This is a genomic window from Fructilactobacillus sp. X2R1C3 (genome assembly GCF_059901425.1).
Map to the genome: position 1 here is coordinate 74,454 of NZ_JBWXUW010000004.1, position 17,485 is coordinate 91,938.

General features: G+C 36.2%; 16 protein-coding genes and 1 tRNA gene. 6 read left to right on the plus strand and 11 right to left on the minus strand.

What is annotated here, in order from left to right; all coding sequences use genetic code 11:
• The first annotated feature begins 27 nt into the window (after window positions 1–27).
• From AC6UDD_RS05425 to AC6UDD_RS05440, 4 genes are all read left to right on the plus strand, one after another.
• Window positions 28–1,644, plus strand: coding sequence for a DNA/RNA helicase domain-containing protein (locus tag AC6UDD_RS05425; RefSeq protein WP_500719433.1), 1,617 nt, complete (start codon window positions 28–30; stop codon window positions 1,642–1,644).
• Between the two features lie 244 nt (window positions 1,645–1,888).
• A complete protein-coding gene (locus AC6UDD_RS05430; protein ID WP_500719435.1) occupies window positions 1,889–2,797 on the plus strand; it encodes a zinc-binding dehydrogenase in 909 nt (302 codons plus the stop codon).
• Window positions 2,798–3,333: 536 nt separating this feature from the next.
• Entirely contained in the window at window positions 3,334–4,254 is a 921-nt protein-coding gene (locus AC6UDD_RS05435; RefSeq protein ID WP_500719437.1) for an L-lactate dehydrogenase, read from the plus strand.
• A gap of 322 nt (window positions 4,255–4,576) precedes the next feature.
• Window positions 4,577–4,906 carry a hypothetical protein gene (locus AC6UDD_RS05440; protein ID WP_500719439.1) on the plus strand — a complete coding sequence of 110 codons (330 nt, stop codon included), beginning with the start codon at window positions 4,577–4,579 and terminating at the stop codon, window positions 4,904–4,906.
• Window positions 4,907–4,964: 58 nt separating this feature from the next.
• Here the strand turns inward: AC6UDD_RS05440 and AC6UDD_RS05445 are convergent.
• The 8 genes from AC6UDD_RS05445 to AC6UDD_RS05480 all read right to left on the minus strand — a co-directional run bounded on the left by AC6UDD_RS05445 (window position 4,965) and on the right by AC6UDD_RS05480 (window position 12,050).
• A tRNA-Lys gene (locus tag AC6UDD_RS05445) sits at window positions 4,965–5,038 on the minus strand.
• 98 nt (window positions 5,039–5,136) lie between these two features.
• Window positions 5,137–6,465, minus strand: a complete 1,329-nt coding sequence (locus AC6UDD_RS05450) for a D-alanyl-D-alanine carboxypeptidase family protein (protein ID WP_500719441.1) — start codon at window positions 6,463–6,465, stop codon at window positions 5,137–5,139.
• Window positions 6,466–6,625: 160 nt separating this feature from the next.
• Window positions 6,626–7,123: a hypothetical protein gene (locus AC6UDD_RS05455; protein ID WP_500719443.1), complete on the minus strand. Its 498-nt coding sequence runs from the start codon at window positions 7,121–7,123 to the stop codon at window positions 6,626–6,628.
• 109 nt (window positions 7,124–7,232) lie between these two features.
• Window positions 7,233–8,039 (minus strand): phosphonate ABC transporter, permease protein PhnE, encoded by an 807-nt coding sequence (gene phnE / locus AC6UDD_RS05460; protein ID WP_500719445.1) that lies wholly within the window; start codon window positions 8,037–8,039, stop codon window positions 7,233–7,235.
• Window positions 8,036–8,830 carry a phosphonate ABC transporter, permease protein PhnE gene (gene phnE, locus AC6UDD_RS05465; RefSeq protein ID WP_500719447.1) on the minus strand — a complete coding sequence of 265 codons (795 nt, stop codon included), beginning with the start codon at window positions 8,828–8,830 and terminating at the stop codon, window positions 8,036–8,038. Before phnE (AC6UDD_RS05465) ends, phnE (AC6UDD_RS05460) begins: the two co-directional genes overlap by 4 nt.
• Entirely contained in the window at window positions 8,830–9,594 is a 765-nt protein-coding gene (gene phnC, locus AC6UDD_RS05470) for a phosphonate ABC transporter ATP-binding protein (RefSeq protein ID WP_500719629.1), read from the minus strand. Before phnC ends, phnE (AC6UDD_RS05465) begins: the two co-directional genes overlap by 1 nt.
• 9 nt (window positions 9,595–9,603) lie before the next feature.
• Window positions 9,604–10,542 carry a phosphate/phosphite/phosphonate ABC transporter substrate-binding protein gene (locus tag AC6UDD_RS05475; RefSeq protein WP_500719449.1) on the minus strand — a complete coding sequence of 313 codons (939 nt, stop codon included), beginning with the start codon at window positions 10,540–10,542 and terminating at the stop codon, window positions 9,604–9,606.
• 260 nt (window positions 10,543–10,802) lie between these two features.
• The gene (locus AC6UDD_RS05480; protein ID WP_500719451.1) at window positions 10,803–12,050 is read right to left on the minus strand and encodes an MFS transporter; all 1,248 of its coding nucleotides are present in this window, start codon (window positions 12,048–12,050) and stop codon (window positions 10,803–10,805) included.
• 847 nt (window positions 12,051–12,897) lie between these two features.
• Here AC6UDD_RS05480 and AC6UDD_RS05485 point away from each other — a divergent pair.
• Window positions 12,898–13,185, plus strand: coding sequence for an ArsR/SmtB family transcription factor (locus AC6UDD_RS05485; protein ID WP_500695935.1), 288 nt, complete (start codon window positions 12,898–12,900; stop codon window positions 13,183–13,185).
• 117 nt (window positions 13,186–13,302) lie between these two features.
• Window positions 13,303–14,799 carry an MFS transporter gene (locus tag AC6UDD_RS05490; protein WP_500719453.1) on the plus strand — a complete coding sequence of 499 codons (1,497 nt, stop codon included), beginning with the start codon at window positions 13,303–13,305 and terminating at the stop codon, window positions 14,797–14,799.
• Window positions 14,800–14,815: 16 nt separating this feature from the next.
• Here AC6UDD_RS05490 and AC6UDD_RS05495 read toward each other — a convergent pair whose 3' ends face one another.
• From AC6UDD_RS05495 to AC6UDD_RS05505, 3 genes are all read right to left on the minus strand, one after another.
• Window positions 14,816–14,959, minus strand: a complete 144-nt coding sequence (locus AC6UDD_RS05495; protein ID WP_500719455.1) for a hypothetical protein — start codon at window positions 14,957–14,959, stop codon at window positions 14,816–14,818.
• Window positions 14,960–15,099: 140 nt separating this feature from the next.
• Window positions 15,100–15,669: an LOG family protein gene (locus tag AC6UDD_RS05500; RefSeq protein WP_500719457.1), complete on the minus strand. Its 570-nt coding sequence runs from the start codon at window positions 15,667–15,669 to the stop codon at window positions 15,100–15,102.
• A 155-nt stretch (window positions 15,670–15,824) separates the two neighbouring features.
• Window positions 15,825–17,276, minus strand: coding sequence for an ATP-dependent nuclease (locus tag AC6UDD_RS05505; protein ID WP_500719459.1), 1,452 nt, complete (start codon window positions 17,274–17,276; stop codon window positions 15,825–15,827).
• Between the last annotated feature and the right edge of the window lie 209 nt (window positions 17,277–17,485).

Sequence of the window (17,485 nt, forward strand, 5' to 3'; positions counted from 1 at the left end):
ATAAGCATAAAGGAGTGGGGTAACACAATGAGTAAACAAAACGAAGTTAATTTACTAGAGTTATTTGACATACTTAATCAACCAAACGACATGATACATAGTTATTTGAAATTACATGATGTTGAATATAATTTCAAAAAAGATAATGAACAAATTAAAATAAATGAATTAAAAAGTTATAAAACACTTTTGTCCCACCTAATCAATAATCTTTCTATGGAACAACTATCGGGTTTTACTTTAGGATTTAAACTGAATAATCAAGTAAACACCCAATTTGATCTTTTAAGAGTATCTAAGGATACGGTAGTCAACATTGAATTTAAATCAGAATCTCCAGAAAATAAAACTATTTCCAAACAAGCAAAAGAACATTATCGTTTTTTAAATATGAGATACAAAAACGTTATTGTTATCGAACACCTAGCAATTGAAGATGAAGTATGGAAATACGATCCTACTAGTAAGTCAATGAAAAAAATTGATTACAATCAAATTAAAAGTTTAGTTCCTTATACTTCAACTTCAATAAAAGAACTACAAAATCTAACAACATCAGATTTTTTGGTTTCACCATACAATCAACCAGAAGAATTTTTAAAGTCTCAATATGAATTAACAACAACACAGAAAAAAATAAAAAATAAGATATTAGAAAATAATGAAGGCATTTCGGTAATTAAGGGTAAAGCTGGCAGTGGGAAAACCCTTTTATTAATTGACATTGCCCGCTACTACTGTAATAAGGGAAAATCAGTAGGAATGATGATGGGAGCAAAACCAAGCTCTGGTCAAAAAATATTAGCAGATAAATTAAATATTAACCTTTACTGGTATTATAGTTGTAGAGATGAAGACGATTTAGAATCTTTTTTTAATAAATGTAATATTTGGTTTTTTGATGAAAGTCAACGAATTCCCATTAATATGATTGATAAAGCCATTAACTTACCTAATAATATTATTCGGATTTTTAGCGTCGATGGAGTTCAAGTTGTCCATGATGCAGAAAGAATAAATAACATTGAGGAAAAATTAAAAAAATCCGTACCGAAAAAGAATTTTCATATTCTTCAGAAATCTATCAGAATTAATCCTGAATTAACAGCTTTTCAAAAAAAATTATTTGATGAAAAAAGTCATTCTTCCTATTATAATTTTAAAAATATATCCATACACTATTTTCCTTCGCTAGAAGAAGGAGAAAAATATGTTAATTACAAGGGTATTGATCCAAAAATTACAATAATAGAACCAGACGAATATACTACTAAAACAATGAAAGTAAGAACTTTTTCTCACAAAACTATTTACTCTAAAAATGCTAAAGATGTAATTGGTCAAGAGTTTAAAAATGTTTTGCTAATATTTACTTCAAATGTACATTATAATAATGACGATAAATTAGTCTTTGATAATCCAGATAAGTATCCATATAATCTAGAAAAAATGGTATATGAAGCAATTACAAGAGCAAGTAATTCATTGGATATTGTAATTATTAAAAACAAAAGTCTTTATACAGAAATTCAAAAAATTCTTACTATGAGTCGTGATAGAGAAAAATTAAAAGATGAAAAAATTAAAAGATTAAACAAAAAGATAGAAGAGTTAGAAATTGAACTTAAGAAGTACAAACAATAATAAGTAATATTTGTTATTACAACTGACTTAATCCCAAGCAATATAAAAGACATAGAATACACAATAATTACTTTAATAAGTAAAGATAAAGAAAAGTACAATCAATTGCCACAACATAAGCATCCCTCCTTTAACTAAATATAAGAGTAATTGAGCTTACTAAAAAACGATAATTAGAATACTAATTATCGTTTTTCTATCTACTTATTTAAAATTAACTCATAAAAATAAGGGAGAAATTAATATGAAAGCAATTGTTCAAACCAACTATGATGGGATTGACGGTCTAGCATCTAAAGAAATATCACAACCCAGAACATTACCATTATCCAGTTTAGTCAAAGTGGAATACGTACCAGTTTTACCATGGGATATTTATAGTGAAAATGGATTACTAGAAGGTTTAAATTCAAAGGTACTTCCTAATGTTATTGGATATAGTTTTTCCGGTACCATCCAAAATTCGGGATTATTAAAAAACAGCAAAAATATCAACCAAAATGTGATTGGAGTTTCAACCACTGGAAGCTACGCCGAATATGTTTCACCAAAAATACCATTTTATACATTTAAATTACCTAAAGGAGTCTCTTTGAAACAAGGTGCTACCATTTTTGGTGGTGCAGATACTGCTCTAATGATGATCCAAGAATCAAAAATCAATCACAATGATAAAGTCCTTTTAATAGGAGCATCCGGTGGTGTCGGAACTTACCTAATTCAAATGTTAAATTTATTAGGAATCGGTACAGTAATTTTTTCCTCTAAAATCGATCAAAAGTTCTTATCTAGTAATTTTAAAAATAATATTGTGACCGATAAAAATGAGTTGTCTAACAACCAGTTCAACTATGTTTTAGACACAACTGGAAATGTACAAATATTACACAGTTTAGAAGCCAAATTATGTAAGAATGGAACCATTTTTTCGTCAGCATTACCAAACTTTATTTCCATTCGTAAAGAGATTAATTATCTGTTTAAAAATAAACCAATTGCTCCTCAAAAATACAACAAAATTATCCAAATGCTAAATGATGGTTCTTTAAAATCCTATATTGACTCAATCTATGATTTTAATCATGTCAAAGAAGCCCAAAAACATTTAAGTGATCATGGAAAACAAGGAAGAATTTTAGTGAAGATAAATTAACGCCAGAAAATTTAATGCTTAGTTTAACGGTAACTTTTATTCCAAAAAATTTAAAAAGTTTTTCCTTCATTATATCAACGGTTAAATCACACAATATTACTTAAGGAGTTAAGTGTTTTGAACTGTTTTATCCTGTAGAATTGATATACAGGCTCAAATGCCTCAGCGTACAGATGTGTTACATCGCTTCCCAAAACATCCTGAATAAGGAGGAGCATGATGAACAGATCGAGAGGTGTGCGTTATTTGGATATTATTAGCATATGCCACGTCACAGATAGTAATGACAATTTCAAAAGCCATTTTCTACCTTGCAAAAGCATATGCGATAATAAAAAAAGCTAATCATCACTGATTAGCTTACCCAAATTAACGCACCTGAAATACGCGCTTGGAAGAGATCTCACACATCTCTTCCTTTTTTTATTACACTATTATTGTATGTGATAAATGCATAAATGTCAATCCAACTTTTTTTACTCCCAATCAACCTCAATCTGTTAAACTGAAACCAAATAATCAATGGGAGGCATATTATGACTAGAAAAATTGGAATTATTGGCGACGGTCACGTTGGATCAACGGTGGCAAATTACATCGTCGTAAGTGGGTTCGCCGATGACTTAGTAATAATTGATAAAAATGAGGCTAAGGTCAACGCCGACGCAATTGATTTTCGGGAGGGGATGCCTAATCTTCCTTTTCACACCAACATCGTTGTGAATGATTACGACGCCCTAAAGGACGCCGACGTTGTTATCTCGGCCCTTGGCAAGATTAAACTGTCAAATAACGACAGCGACAATCGTTTTGCCGAATTATCTTATAACATTGAACAGGTCAAAGAGGTCGCACCCAAGATTCGTGACTCTGGCTTTAATGGCGTTCTAATTGCTATTACCAACCCGGTGGACGTGATTACCCAGTTGTACCAACAAATTACTGGTTTACCAAAAAAGCACGTCATTGGAACGGGAACACTCCTAGATTCCGCCAGAATGAAACGTGCCGTTGGTGAAAAACTAGGGATTGATTCACGTTCGGTCACTGGTTACAACCTTGGCGAGCACGGTAACTCTCAGTTTACCGCATGGTCGACCGTTCGGGCTCTTGACCAACCAATCGAAAAGTTAGCCAAAAGTCGTCATCTTGACCTCGACACTTTAGACCAGGAAGCTCGCCACGGCGGTTTTAGAGTAATGCAAGGTAAGGGCTACACCAGTTACGGAGTTGCCAGTGCCGCAGTACGACTCGCCAACACCGTTCTCTCTGATGCCCGCACCGTTTTACCAGTCTCAAACTACCGTTCCGACTATGACGTATACTTCTCCTATCCAGTTGTAGTTGGAAGAGACGGCGTAATTGCTGATGTCCCACTTGATTTAACCGAAGAAGAGAAAGATAAACTCCAGGCTTCCGCCAACTTTATCAAAAAGAACGTTGAAAAATACAGCTAAAACACAAACACACCATAACCACTAGTCTCCTAGCAGTTACGGTGTGTTTTAATACTGTCAGCAATTAAAATCGCCACAGCAGACGTAATAATAAAAAAAGCCAATCATAGTGGACTAACTCAACTATGATAATCGCATCCAACTTGCGATGAGAAAAAAGTTAGAGATTTCTTCTCGTTTTTATTATATGGAATAAATAGTTGGATGTCAATTTTTAAATGGATTATCACAACGATAATCATTTAACATTTACACGAATTCCTATTATAATAATCTAAAATTTTAATTATATTATGTTAAATAAATAACAAGGAGAAAAAATATGAATACTAATGATTTAGAATACCAAATAATTATATACTTTCAAGATCACATAAATGGATATAAACCATCAGCAGAGTTGGAGAAAGACTTCCCAGAATTTGGACCAATTAATTCAGATGATCCAAATACTAATAAGAATAACATGCTCGTTTTTTGTATGGGGGTTCAAATCTTAGAACCGAACAAAAAGAAAGAAATAATAGACTTTACTGAAAACATGGAAAAAGAAATTAACTTTGATGAAACTGATGAGAAAAAGAAACAAAAATATCTTAAAAAATTCAGAGAAGAATTATTAGAATTCGTCAACAAAATGAACAAAGACTAATATGTTAAGTATAAAAAAATGATTGCCTATCAAGCAATCATTTTATTTTATATTTATATGAGCAGCCAAGGACTTGAACCTCAATCTCACGAATAAAGAATTCGTTGCTCTAACAAGTTGAGCTAGCCGCTCGCAAGCAAAACTTAATTACAGTTAATAGTATAATGCATATTGGCGCGTTCGACAACACTTTTTGCGGTCGATTAATGAAAACTTCATAATTTTAATTACTAGTGCCGACGTCGATTAAACTTTCTGATTTTCAGAATTAAGTAGACTAACAACAGAAGAATAACCAGTAACTCAATTGCTCCCATGACCATCTTCATCATGTTTACCGGATTAGCTGACTTGTAAACGACGGGAATAGTCATCGAACTGTTTGGAAGTAAGTCAAGTTCATTTTGTGACGCCTTGATGTTGACCGTTCCAACCTTCTCACCCTTCGTAATTGGAGCCAGTGGTGTTTTAAAGACCTTAGAGTGATTGGTTGAGACAAAGTCCGTCTTTAGTTTCTCACCCTGTGGTAACCAGTAAGTTTGCGGTTTTACCACTCCGATCTTGGTCGTTTGCTTTTGTCCGTTAACAACGTTGACGGTTTTATTTTTAAGAACGTTATTACCAATCGTAATTGGTTCCAAAATTTGACTGATTTGATTGAGCATTAATTGAGTTTGAGCGAAACGCTGCTCCTTGGGCGCTCCCAAAACGACGGTAATGACGCGGTCGTTGTTGCTGGTACCGGTTCCCACAAAGTTCTCGCCCGCGGTATTACTGGTTCCCGTCTTTAATCCATCAATCTTGAATGGATTAGTTTGTCCCAGGAGCAGGTTAGTGTTTTTGTGTGTCTTTCCATCCCACTCCATCGTGGTCATGGACGTGGTCTTTAAGACTTGCGGATACTGGGTTATTAATTTTTGCGACAACTGAGCCAATGCTTTCGCCGACATCGTGTTTTCGGCGTCATCACTTAGTTTCGGATTCTTTAGAGTGCCTAAATCATGATTAGCTAATCCACACGCGTTGTAGAACTGGCCGTTCTTAATTCCTAACTTTTTGACCTCTTGATCCATCATCTTGCCGAAGTCCTGATTGGGTCCGGCGAGATACTCACCAAGCGCCATCGCAGCTCCGTTGGCAGAACAAACCAGACTCGCGTCGTACAGTTGTTTAACCGTGTACGATTGTCCGGCTTTCAACGGAACGTTGGTAAAATCATGCTTCTGACTCAAACTAGCAATCCCCGGGCTGATTTTGACCCTGCTGTCCCATGAAATCTTTTTTGCCTTTATTTGGTTTAACACAATATATGTAGTGATGAGTTTACTAACGGACGCAATCGGTAGCTCCTGGTTAGCGTTTTTGGTGTAAATGATCTGGCCGCTGGTGGCGTCAATGGCAATGGCACTTTTAGCCTTTATGTTAATCTCATTCTGCGAAATGGGCGGTTGTTTGTTACTAGCATCGACCGTACTGGGATTGAAGATGAGCGGCGTGATTAAAAGCACGATGGACATTATCACACCCAGCGCCAGTAATTGATGTTTTTTGCTTTTCAAAATTAAATGACCTCTTTTTATTAAATGATATTTTTTGTAGATAACACTTATACGTCTATTGTACTAAATTAGTAAAATAATCAAAATATGGCATTAAAAATAAAAAGCTAACCGATAACGATTAGCTCAATCAAAATATTTCATCATTTAATATTGATGATTAGTTCCACCACAACATCACATAAACGATGGTGGCAAACGCAAAGAAAATTCCGTTAATTACGTACATTTTCTTGGTTGGATAACACAAGAAAACAATCAAGTTGAGGATTAGTAAAATCGGTAGACCAATAATCGTGATGCTGCTTACAATTGGATCGATAAACTGAGGCATTTTCGTTCCGATCATGATTAAACCAAGCAGCAACGCGGAAACCACATAAATCAAGTTGATGATAAGCGTCCCGACTGTGGCATACTTACTGTATTTAGTTGAACTTGACTTACCCTTTTTAAACAGGACGTTATAAAACAAAGCGTAAACCACGGCAAATACCACCATTCCGTAGATTAAAATAATCCAAAACATGGCGGGACTAAGGGTGAGGCTGGTCTTAATGTTTAAAACCGCAAACAATTCAGGAAAACTACCGAAAACAATCAAAGCCGAAAGCAATGGTGCCAAGATAAACTTACCTAATGACTTAAGAAATCGCATATAGACACTCTTCTCTCAATTAAATTCAATCCTTAGGTAAATTATACTATAAACGAAAAAAATACCAACTAACTCCCGTTTGGAATTAGTTGGTATTTTATATTATTAATTAAATTAATTTCTTTCTAATGTAGCCAGAACAGCCATCAATCACCATGACCATGATGACAATCCCAAACAGGATGATTCCCACTCTCGGCCAGTTTCGAGTATTCAATGCCATAATCATTGGCGCCCCGATTCCGCCGGCACCAACCAAACCAAGGATTGAAGCGGAACGAACCGAGATTTCAAAACTGTACAATGTGTACGAAATCAAAGCTGGAAGGATGGTCGGCCACGTCGATAGTGCGAAGACCTGCGGCTTACTACCACCAGCCGCCACGATGGAGTACTCCGAACTGTGATTCATTTCCTCAATGGATTCTGAGAAGAGTTTCCCAAGCATCCCAATTGAGTGAATCCCAAGCGCCATGACCCCGGCAAAACTACCGGGTCCAACTGCTTTAATGAACATAATGGCCAAAACAATTTCAGGAAAGGCTCGAATGGCAGTCAAAAGGAAGGTTCCCACCTTAGACGTTACGTTGTACTTGCTACTCTTACTACGAGCGGCAAAAAAGGCAAAGGGAACACTGATGACGGCGGCAATGATGGTTCCCAAAAAGGCAATGGCAAGCGTCATAATCAACTGGGACACTAGGTCCTCCCCACTACCGTTGTAGATGTAAGACCAATCGGGGTGAATCAGTCCCATGAAGATGGACTTCGAGACCGTACCAGCGGACTCCTGAATCTGACTAAATTTCATGTCTGAGAAACACCAGCCATAGACCAAAATAATGACGATTGCCCAAATGATCCAGCTGTAACGGTCCCATCGTTTTTGTTTCTCGTTAATTTTTGGAATGGTCACTGTAGTTTCCTCCTCAAGTAATTACTAAGGATGTCAATCACCAGAACCGTTACGAAGGTTGCTAAAATTACAACCGCCGTCTCGGAGTAGTTGAATTCATCGATGGTTTGTTGAAGGTACAACCCAAGTCCTCCAGCACCAACGTATCCTAAGACGGTTGAAGAACGAACGTTAACTTCCAACGTGTACAGGAAGAAACTACAAAACTGACCCGCAATCTGGGGAATAATGGCCAAACGAATAATCTGAAGGATGCTGGCACCAGAAGCTTTCATGGCTTCAGCTGGTCCCATATCGACCGTCTCTAATACTTCATAGAACAGTTTAGAAATCATCCCAAACGAGAAAATGGCAAGGGTAATCGTTCCAGTCGTTGGACCAATCCCAAAGATGGCAACCAAGATAGCTGCCAATAGCAGTGATGGTAATGTTCTGACGATGTCCAGTACGAACCGAGATGTGCCATGAACAACCTTACTGTGGTCAAGATTCCGTGCGGCCAGAAACGCGGCGGGAATCGCAAAGACGGTCCCAATCGTGGTTCCAAGAATTGCCATCTGAACGGTCTGAACCAGCGGATCCCAGATAAAACTAAAGTACGACCAGTCCGGGTTACTCATTTGACCAATCAGAACCCCAAACTGGGCGATGTTCGAGATAAACAAGCTGGGATCAACCCCACAGATTTTCATGGAATAGATAAACAAAACGACCAGAATGGCAACTACAACGATGCCCTTTATGTGATACTTTTTGACAAAGGACATCTTCGGCATGTCGCTAGTGTGCATTAGCTATTGCCTCCTTCGTAAATCGCCTTCAAATCTTCTGGAGTCGAGTCAGCCGCTGGTTTATCAAACACTAATTTTCCGTCCCGAATTCCAATAATTCGGTCGGCAAATTCAAGCGCCAGTTCAACCGAATGGAGGTTAACCAGAACAGTGTCATGATCTTTGACGTTTAAATTCTTCAAATCCTGCATGACCCCGTGACTGGTCTTGGGGTCAAGCGAGGCAACCGGTTCGTCAGCCAGAACCAAATCAGGCTCCTGCATCATTGTTCTTGCGATGGCGACCCGCTGCATCTGTCCTCCAGAAAGGAAGCCCGCCCGATCGTATAATTTTTTGAGCATGTTAACGTGGTCCAGTGATCGAACCGCTTTCTCCTTGTCTTCTTTAGTGTACAAACCAAGGAGCGTCTTCCAGATTGGATAGTATCCGACCCTTCCACTTAAGACGTTTTTTTGAACCGTAAGTCGGTTCACTAGATTGAAACTCTGAAAAATCATCCCAATTTTTCGGCGAAAGTGGCGGAGCGCTTTCCCCTTCAATTTAGAAATATCAGTCCCGTTGATGATAATCTCGCCGTCACTGATGTCCTGCATCCGATTAATGGAACGAAACAGGGTACTTTTCCCAGCACCCGATAGTCCAACAACAGCGATGAATTCACCTCGTTTGACGTTAAAACTAATATCATCTAATCCTTTAATACCACTAGGATAAGTTTTGGTAACATGATTAACTTGTAAAATATCCGAATCGCTCAATTTAATCCCTCTCGCCTATTCTTTGGTTTTACTAATCTTGTTGGCTTGATCCATGTACGAATGAAGTTGTTTAAATTCTGACTTCTTGTACGGAACGTATCCCTCTTCTTGATAAATCTTGAAGATAACGTCGTGACCCTCTTTGGTCTTCGCCATGTTCTCGTAGGCTTTGGCAATCTTCTTCTGCCATGACTTCGACATATCACTTCGACAAGCCACCACGTCATTTGGAATGGCCTTAGTCGTATAAATGACCTTGGTATCCTTCATAACGTTCGGATTATCCTTTTGGACTAAGGTTTGAGCGCCTTGGAAGGTGAAGGCAGCATCGTTATTTTTGTTTAAAACGGACAGCACGGCCTGATCGTAACCGTTGATAACGTCGGTCTTGATGCCATCCTTATTAATATTAATTCCGTGTTTCATAAGCTCAACGACCGGGTAAATATAACCCGCCGTTGAATTCGTGGTACCAGTGGCAATCTTTTTGCCCTTTAAATCGTTGATATTGTTGATACCACTGTCTTTTCTGACAACAATTGTGGAATAGAAGTGATCTGAGGACTTGTTAGTGAGCTGTAAAGTCTTTGGATCGCGTGCTTGACGCGTCGCTTGAACGAGGGGAACCACCTTGTAATTCTTTTGCGCTAAAACAAAGTCCCCGGGGTTCATTTCAGAAACATCCAACGTCTTTGAACCCATGGCCTGAATAAGTGAGTTCCCGTCAGTTGAAACCTTGACCGTGACCGGAATATGGAGCTGTTTCTCTAACTGCTTGGCGAGCGGCTTGGCTTCGGCATTGGCCTGCCCAGCGTTCACTGATGGCGTAAAACCAACCGTCAATTTCTTTGGTTTGTAGTTACTAGACTGTTTCCCACATCCAACTAATCCAACCGACAAAAATGTAATGGCAGCACCTGCTGTGATCCATTTCAAAGCTTGCTTGAGTTTCATTACGAGTCCCTCCCAAAAAATTGTTGTACCAGACAAATTAATCATATCATGATACATACAATTTTCAATAAATATCTTTTAATTGTTCGTATTTTATTTAAATATGCATTCAATATATCCTTTTATTTTCAATATATTAATTAATTAACGAATATTAATAATCAGTGTAATTAGGGAAAACAAAAAGGACAACACTAATAAGTACGAGTTGTCCTTAAGAAAATTTTGGTAGATAAAATTATTTTCTGTTTCACGTGAAACTATTGAACTTTCTTTCCCCATAAGATTATGACTATTGAAGTAGCACAGATTCCAATCACAACAGAGAAAGTAATCATTCCACCAATTAAATTATACATAGTGATAACCAGAACACTCCCAACTGGTGCTGCCACTGTTGCAATTGAACTGATAAAACCAAAGACCGTGCCGATAATTTTGGGATCACTAATTTTCATGACACTTGAAGTTAATTTTGGATTGACTTTCCCTTCACCGTAAGCAACCATAAAAATGGTAAGAAGAATAACAAAATAATTCTTCCAGAAAATCAGATTCATAAACAATAAAATCATCATGATTGTCGTACCAATGATGATCGTTTTGAGCGACCATTTTTGTAATAAATCCTTTTTGATCAAGCTACCAGCGACAATCCCACCGATAAAACAGATGTTGATAAGCAAAATTGAGGTTCCATATCCAAACGACGAAATTGTTCTGTTATCAAGAATAAAAAGGTTTAATACACTGTCAATACTGGCACCAACTCCATTAATTAGAATCAATGACAAAAGTAAATTAACTACGTTAACGCCTGATGCCGAGCGTAAAATGATTTGTGTCATTTTAAAAACGTTTTGTTCCTTTTCATCTGCTAAAAATTTGGTAGGTTCCTTTGGGACATTAAAATTAATGAATTCTCTTCCGCCCCAGATAATCATTGCTGAAACAAAAAAGGTCCCCGCATTAACATATCCAGCAATTGAATAACTGTGAATAGCCGATAAAAGCCAAAGTCCCATAGCTTGTCCAACCGGTTCTAAAACTGTACTAACACTTTGAAATGCTCCCATTGTTTGCTGCTGATCTGGTCCATTAATGTGGCTCTGAACAATGGGCATCGTCAGACTAGAACTAAAAACTCCGATTGAATCAGATAAAATGTTAATAATTATAACTAAGAAAAATATATATGTAGATTTCTCTGTGATGATACTGGCAAGAATCAGATACATAATTCCTTGAAACAATTTAACTAGAATTAAAGAACGACTCTTGTGGTTTGTTTTATCAGCAATTCTGCCAATAAAGATCCCAAAAGATCCAGGTAGGACGGTTGCAATCGAGACGATGGAAACAAAAATATTCGGATACGAGAATGTTTTGGCGTACATTAGCAAAATAATATTAAACAAGCTAATCCCAATCGTCTCAAATGCACTAGAGGCTATAAGAGTTTCAAAAGTTTTATTTTTGAAGATATGTAGCATGAAATCACCTACCATTTGTTTTGCATAATATATGCTTAACGGTATTGATTGTCAAAATAAAATTTCATGCCAAATAATAAAATAATTGACAGGTTTATAAATTAGAAATAGAATTAAAGAGTAATAAAAAGGGAAGAGATGTCGTTACCATCCCTTCTCGCACAGATTTATGTGTTATTTGGGTAAAAGCTAATCTTTATGGTTAGCTTTTTTTATTATCTCATATGCTTTGGCAAAGTTAACCGCTGCACGCGAGATAATAAGAACCACTATTGCTAGTGGAACAATCCCAATAACCCACTTTCTTCGTGTTCATGCTAATCACCCCCTTGATAGTTTTTAGGATGTGATGGTCGCATAACACGCAAATCTGCTAAACCATTTGTTAACAAAATGGTTATATGTTAATCATACCTAATTATCTCAAATAATGGAATGGTTTTTATGTTAAATAATAATTGACATTCTTCATCGACGGAAATAAAATAATAGTATACTAAATAAAAAAGAAGAGATGCTGTTACCATCTCTTCTGCATAGGTTTAGTGTGTTATTGGTGATTGGCTAATCTTTATGATTAGCTTTTTTTATTATCGCGTATGCTTTGGCAAAATTAATTGCCGCACGCGAGATAATAAGAACCACTACTGCTAGTGGAACAATCCCAATAACCCACTTTCCTCTGTATTCAAACGACTCACCTCTTCATTAATTATTAAGGTGGAGATGAGGTCCAACACAGTAAACCTACTAAAGCTCCAATTGGTGATCAAATCAATTATCGCTCTGTATATAATCATACCCAATTATTCTAAATAATGGAATAGTTAATTTTTAAAATGAAGTGAAAGGAGAAAGTCTCTTGGATAATCCTAACGAACAACAATTAGCCAGCATTTTCAAAGCTCTTTCTGAACCAAATCGGATCAAAATCCTAAGAATTCTCATGGAAAATAAAAATGAAATGACATGTGGTGAAGTTAGTTCCCATCTCAATCTATCCTTATCAACCGTCTCCTACCATTTCAAAATTCTCAGACACGCTGGTTTAACCAACATGAGAAAAGCTGGGCAAACCAAATACTTGTCTGTAAATCAAGATTTAATTAACAAAATTCATTTAAATAACGTTATTGAACAGAAGCCCTAATTAGGTTTCTGTTTTTATTTTGCTATAAAGATACTTGCAAACAATTCGAGATGGGATTATTCTAATTATAATTTCGATACTTATCGAAATACATTTTACTAATTAGGAGGAATCATCTTGAAGAAAAAGAAGCAATGGACCAAGAAAAAAGTCCTCATCATCATTTCAGTGTTAATCGCCACGTTCATGACATCAGTCGAGACCACCATTGTCACTACAGCGCTGCCCTCAATTTTAAGCAATTTACACGGACTGGCTTTTCAAAGCTGGGTGTTCGCTACATATCTATTAACTACAACACTAAGCACACCCATTTACGGTAAATTAAGTGACCGAATTGGAAGAAAGCCAATTTTTCTCTTCGGGTTAGCAGTGTTCACGATTGGATCGATGGCTTGTGGACTCTCAATGAATATCGGCTTGTTAATTGCAGCCCGAGCCCTTCAAGGCCTTGGTGCTGGTGCAATTATGCCAATCACGTTTACCTTAATCGCCGACACCTTTCCACTAGAAGAACGTTCTAACATGATGGCATGGAATAACACCGCGTGGGGGATTTCGGCCTTAATTGGTCCCATCATTGGTGGTTTTATTGTTGACCAACTTAGCTGGCACTGGATTTTCTTCATCAACGTTCCACTGGGCATCATTGTATTCATTCTAATCTACTTTGGATACACAGATCCTATCACCAAGAAAACATCCCTCAAAATGGACTATCTTGGCAGCACTTACTTGGCCTTGTTTCTGGTATCACTGTTAGTTACCCTTCAATTTTTGAGTGAACAAAAAATCAACTTTGTCGTAATTATTATTGGACTGGTCATTATTGTTACATCGTTTATCATGTTCACTCATGCCGAAAGAAAAGCCAGCGATCCTGTTATTCCACTGAAACTATTTAAATCATGGACTTTTTCCGCCCAAATCTTAACGGCTTTACTACTGAGTGGAATTCAATTTGGCTTTCAAATTTACTTTCCAATGTGGTTACAGTCCATCTACCGGGTCTCAGCAACGATTGCAGGCTTGGCAATTACACCAAGTCCCGTTGCCTGGTTAATTACTTCATTCTTCGTTGGAGCGCTGATTAAGCGTTTCGCTCCAAAGTTCGTCACCATTCCAATCGTGATTATTCAATTCGCGTTCTACCTCATTCTGGTGTTCAGCTCCGTTTCCCTACCAATGATCTGGTTCTACATCATTTCTGGAATTACCGGTGCCGGACTAGGAATCGTAATCACGATGAACACGGTTGTTGCGCAGGCAATCGTGCCAAAAGACAACGTTGGTGTCGCTTCCTCAATGATTACTTTGGGGAGAACACTGGGACAGACCGTTATGACCGGCGTGTTTGGTTTTATCTTTAATCTATCAATCAATTTAGGTCATAACCGTTACCCCGCCATCAACAGCAAACTTCTAAACAGTGTCATTTCATCGAAAAATTCGGCTGGGGTTCACCTTCCAACCCATATCATTAGTGATATCAATCAGATTCTCCTCGGCGCCTTTCACAACGTCTTCTGGTTCGCACTGGTACTATTCATCATTATCGTGGTGGTAAATTTAGCGGATAAGTTGAATAAACCGTTGAATGTAACAAAAAAATAAATGGTTTAAGTACGCATCATAAGCTGTCTGCCCACTTATCGAAATCATCAATATTTCCAATTTTATTAGTTTTACCGTTAAGAGCATCATTTATGGCTTGAATATTTGCTAAAGTATCTTTATTATCGCATACATTACTTTCAGCTTTTCTTCTTATCATAATGTCCATCCCCTTAGATCAATAGTAAGGCATCATGTAGACAATGAAAACATTATATATACATTAATTATTATTAATAATTGAATAAAACTCAAAAAACATCCCCACTTCCAAAAGAGTGAGGATGTTTTTTTCGTATCTTATTTTGTGTAGGTTCTAATCTTTGGTGCTGTGTATGTGGTCATAAATTCATAGATGTCAGACAATGAATCAGAAAAGAGTAACTTTTTGCGATCTTCCACCGTCAAAAATTCCTTGTCGGTCATTTCGTCAAACATTTGTTTAAGTGGGTCGTAGTATCCCTGAACGTTATATAACACGCATGGATCATCATTATCACCGATTCGAGCCCATGAAAAAGCTTCAGAAATCTCTTCCAAGGTTCCAGGACCACCTGGAAGTGCAATACAACCATCCGATTGAGTTAACATTTTCTGTTTGCGAATATCCATGTTGGGAACTACCTCTAAACTAGTGAGGCCGTCCATGCTGGCACCACGGTCAACGAGTTCTTTTGGCATGATGCCATGAACCACTCCACCGAGTTCTAGAACTGTCTTGGCAAGCAATCCCATGAGACCAACGCCTCCACCACCGTAAACTAGTGTTAGGTCATGATTTACCAACCATTTCGCCAATTTTTTAGTGGCTTCTTGGTATGCCGGATCATTGCCAGGAGCCGCACCACAAAATACTGCAACTGCTTTCATATTTGAATTTCCTCATTTCAATTTATTTTTATATTAATAAGTGTACCACGTCACTTCAAGCCACTAGTGACAGGTGCTTTGACAAATTGTTTCATGTGAAATTACACTATATTTATAAATACTATGTTAAAAATTTAATATTAAAAAATACAACTTTATTTATCTTGATTAATATCATCTAACTTATAAATATTAATTAAACAATCAATAGAATCTTTTAGCTCTTTATCTGTAAATCGCTCATTTTTTTCTAATACTTCTGGATGATCAATTTCATTTCTTATGATATATGGAAGTGAATGATTACACTTTGGTTTCCAATCTTTGACATATCTTTCAGTAAACGGTTTACAATGATCCTCACATCTTGTTTTTAAATATTTTTTTTCAAAGTTATTTATACTAGGTTTCTCTTCAGAGTTTTCTTTCATCCATCTCAAATATATAGTTGTAAACAAAAGTTGATGAAAATCAATTGTAGGAACATCAAAAGCTTTATATGTTATTTCCCCAATAGAAGTTTCTGAAAATAATAACTTTTCTACGGTACTAATAACTTTTTCCTTATTTTGATTAATATTTAAAATGTGAATTGAATCTTTATCAGAACGGTAATTTCTAATTATATATGGAGAATGTGTTGTAATAAAAACTTGCCCACCTTTATCGGCAATCTTTATTAATGAATGCATTAGTTTGTCTTGAGCTTTGGGATGCAAAAATATCTCAGGTTCATCAATAAAATACTGTATATCCTTCCCCTTTGTATTCAAATTAGCAAAAACTTGTATGATAGCCAATGCTAACGCTCTTTGTAGTCCGTTTCCTTTTTCAGAAATACTAGTTGTTATATTATTCTCATCAACTAAGATATCTCCTCTTTTTAATAAGTCACTAACATCTGGAAAATCAAATTTAAAAGATACAATCGATTCCCCAAACTGGCTTTCTAAGACTTCTCCAATTTTAGTTTCCGTATTTTTTAATTCTTTTCTTATTCCATCTTCTCCAAATGCTTTTTTGTGAGCTTCTTCAAGCTCAATAAATGCTTGGTTATTTTGAAAACCCTTAGTTACCTCTTGAATTAACTTTCCAGTTATTTTTGTGTTCCCAAAATTCTGATAATCTTCATTATGTATATCTGCGTAAACAAACTGTGGATCGAAGAGGGCTCTGATTGTTTTATCTATACCAGTTGGATTTTCAAATTGTGAATTTTTTTTATTCAAAACTTGAATCTTTTTAATATCTAAACTTTTATTTTTCCCCTCAACTTTTATATTTTCTTCTTTGGACGAACGTTTAATTTCTAATTCTCTTTTATGATCTTTAATTATTATATAAGGATCATACTTTTTTAAAGAGGGAGTGTTAAATTCAGGTACATCTTCTAAGATTAATGATACACTTACATCTTCATTCTCTTTTCCTTTTGTTATATAAGATTCTTTTTTCCCACCTGAAACTACAAAATTAACAGCATCAAAAATTGTCGTTTTTCCAACATTATTATTTCCAACTATATAGTTAACACTAGGTTTAAATTCTATGTTTTTATCACCATTAAACGATTTAAAATTATGTAATTTAATTTCTTTTATATACATTTTCCCAATATCCCCCAGAAGTAAAAGACCTATCATATATCGTTATAATACACTACTAGATTAGCATTTTAAACAATAATTTGATCTAACTTCACAAAAAAAGAAGAATATCAATTCTTCTTTTTAATTTCTTCTTTTGGGCGATTAACTAGTTTGAACCGATAATAACCAATAATCCCTTGATAACAGATGGTCAAGAATAGTTTTCA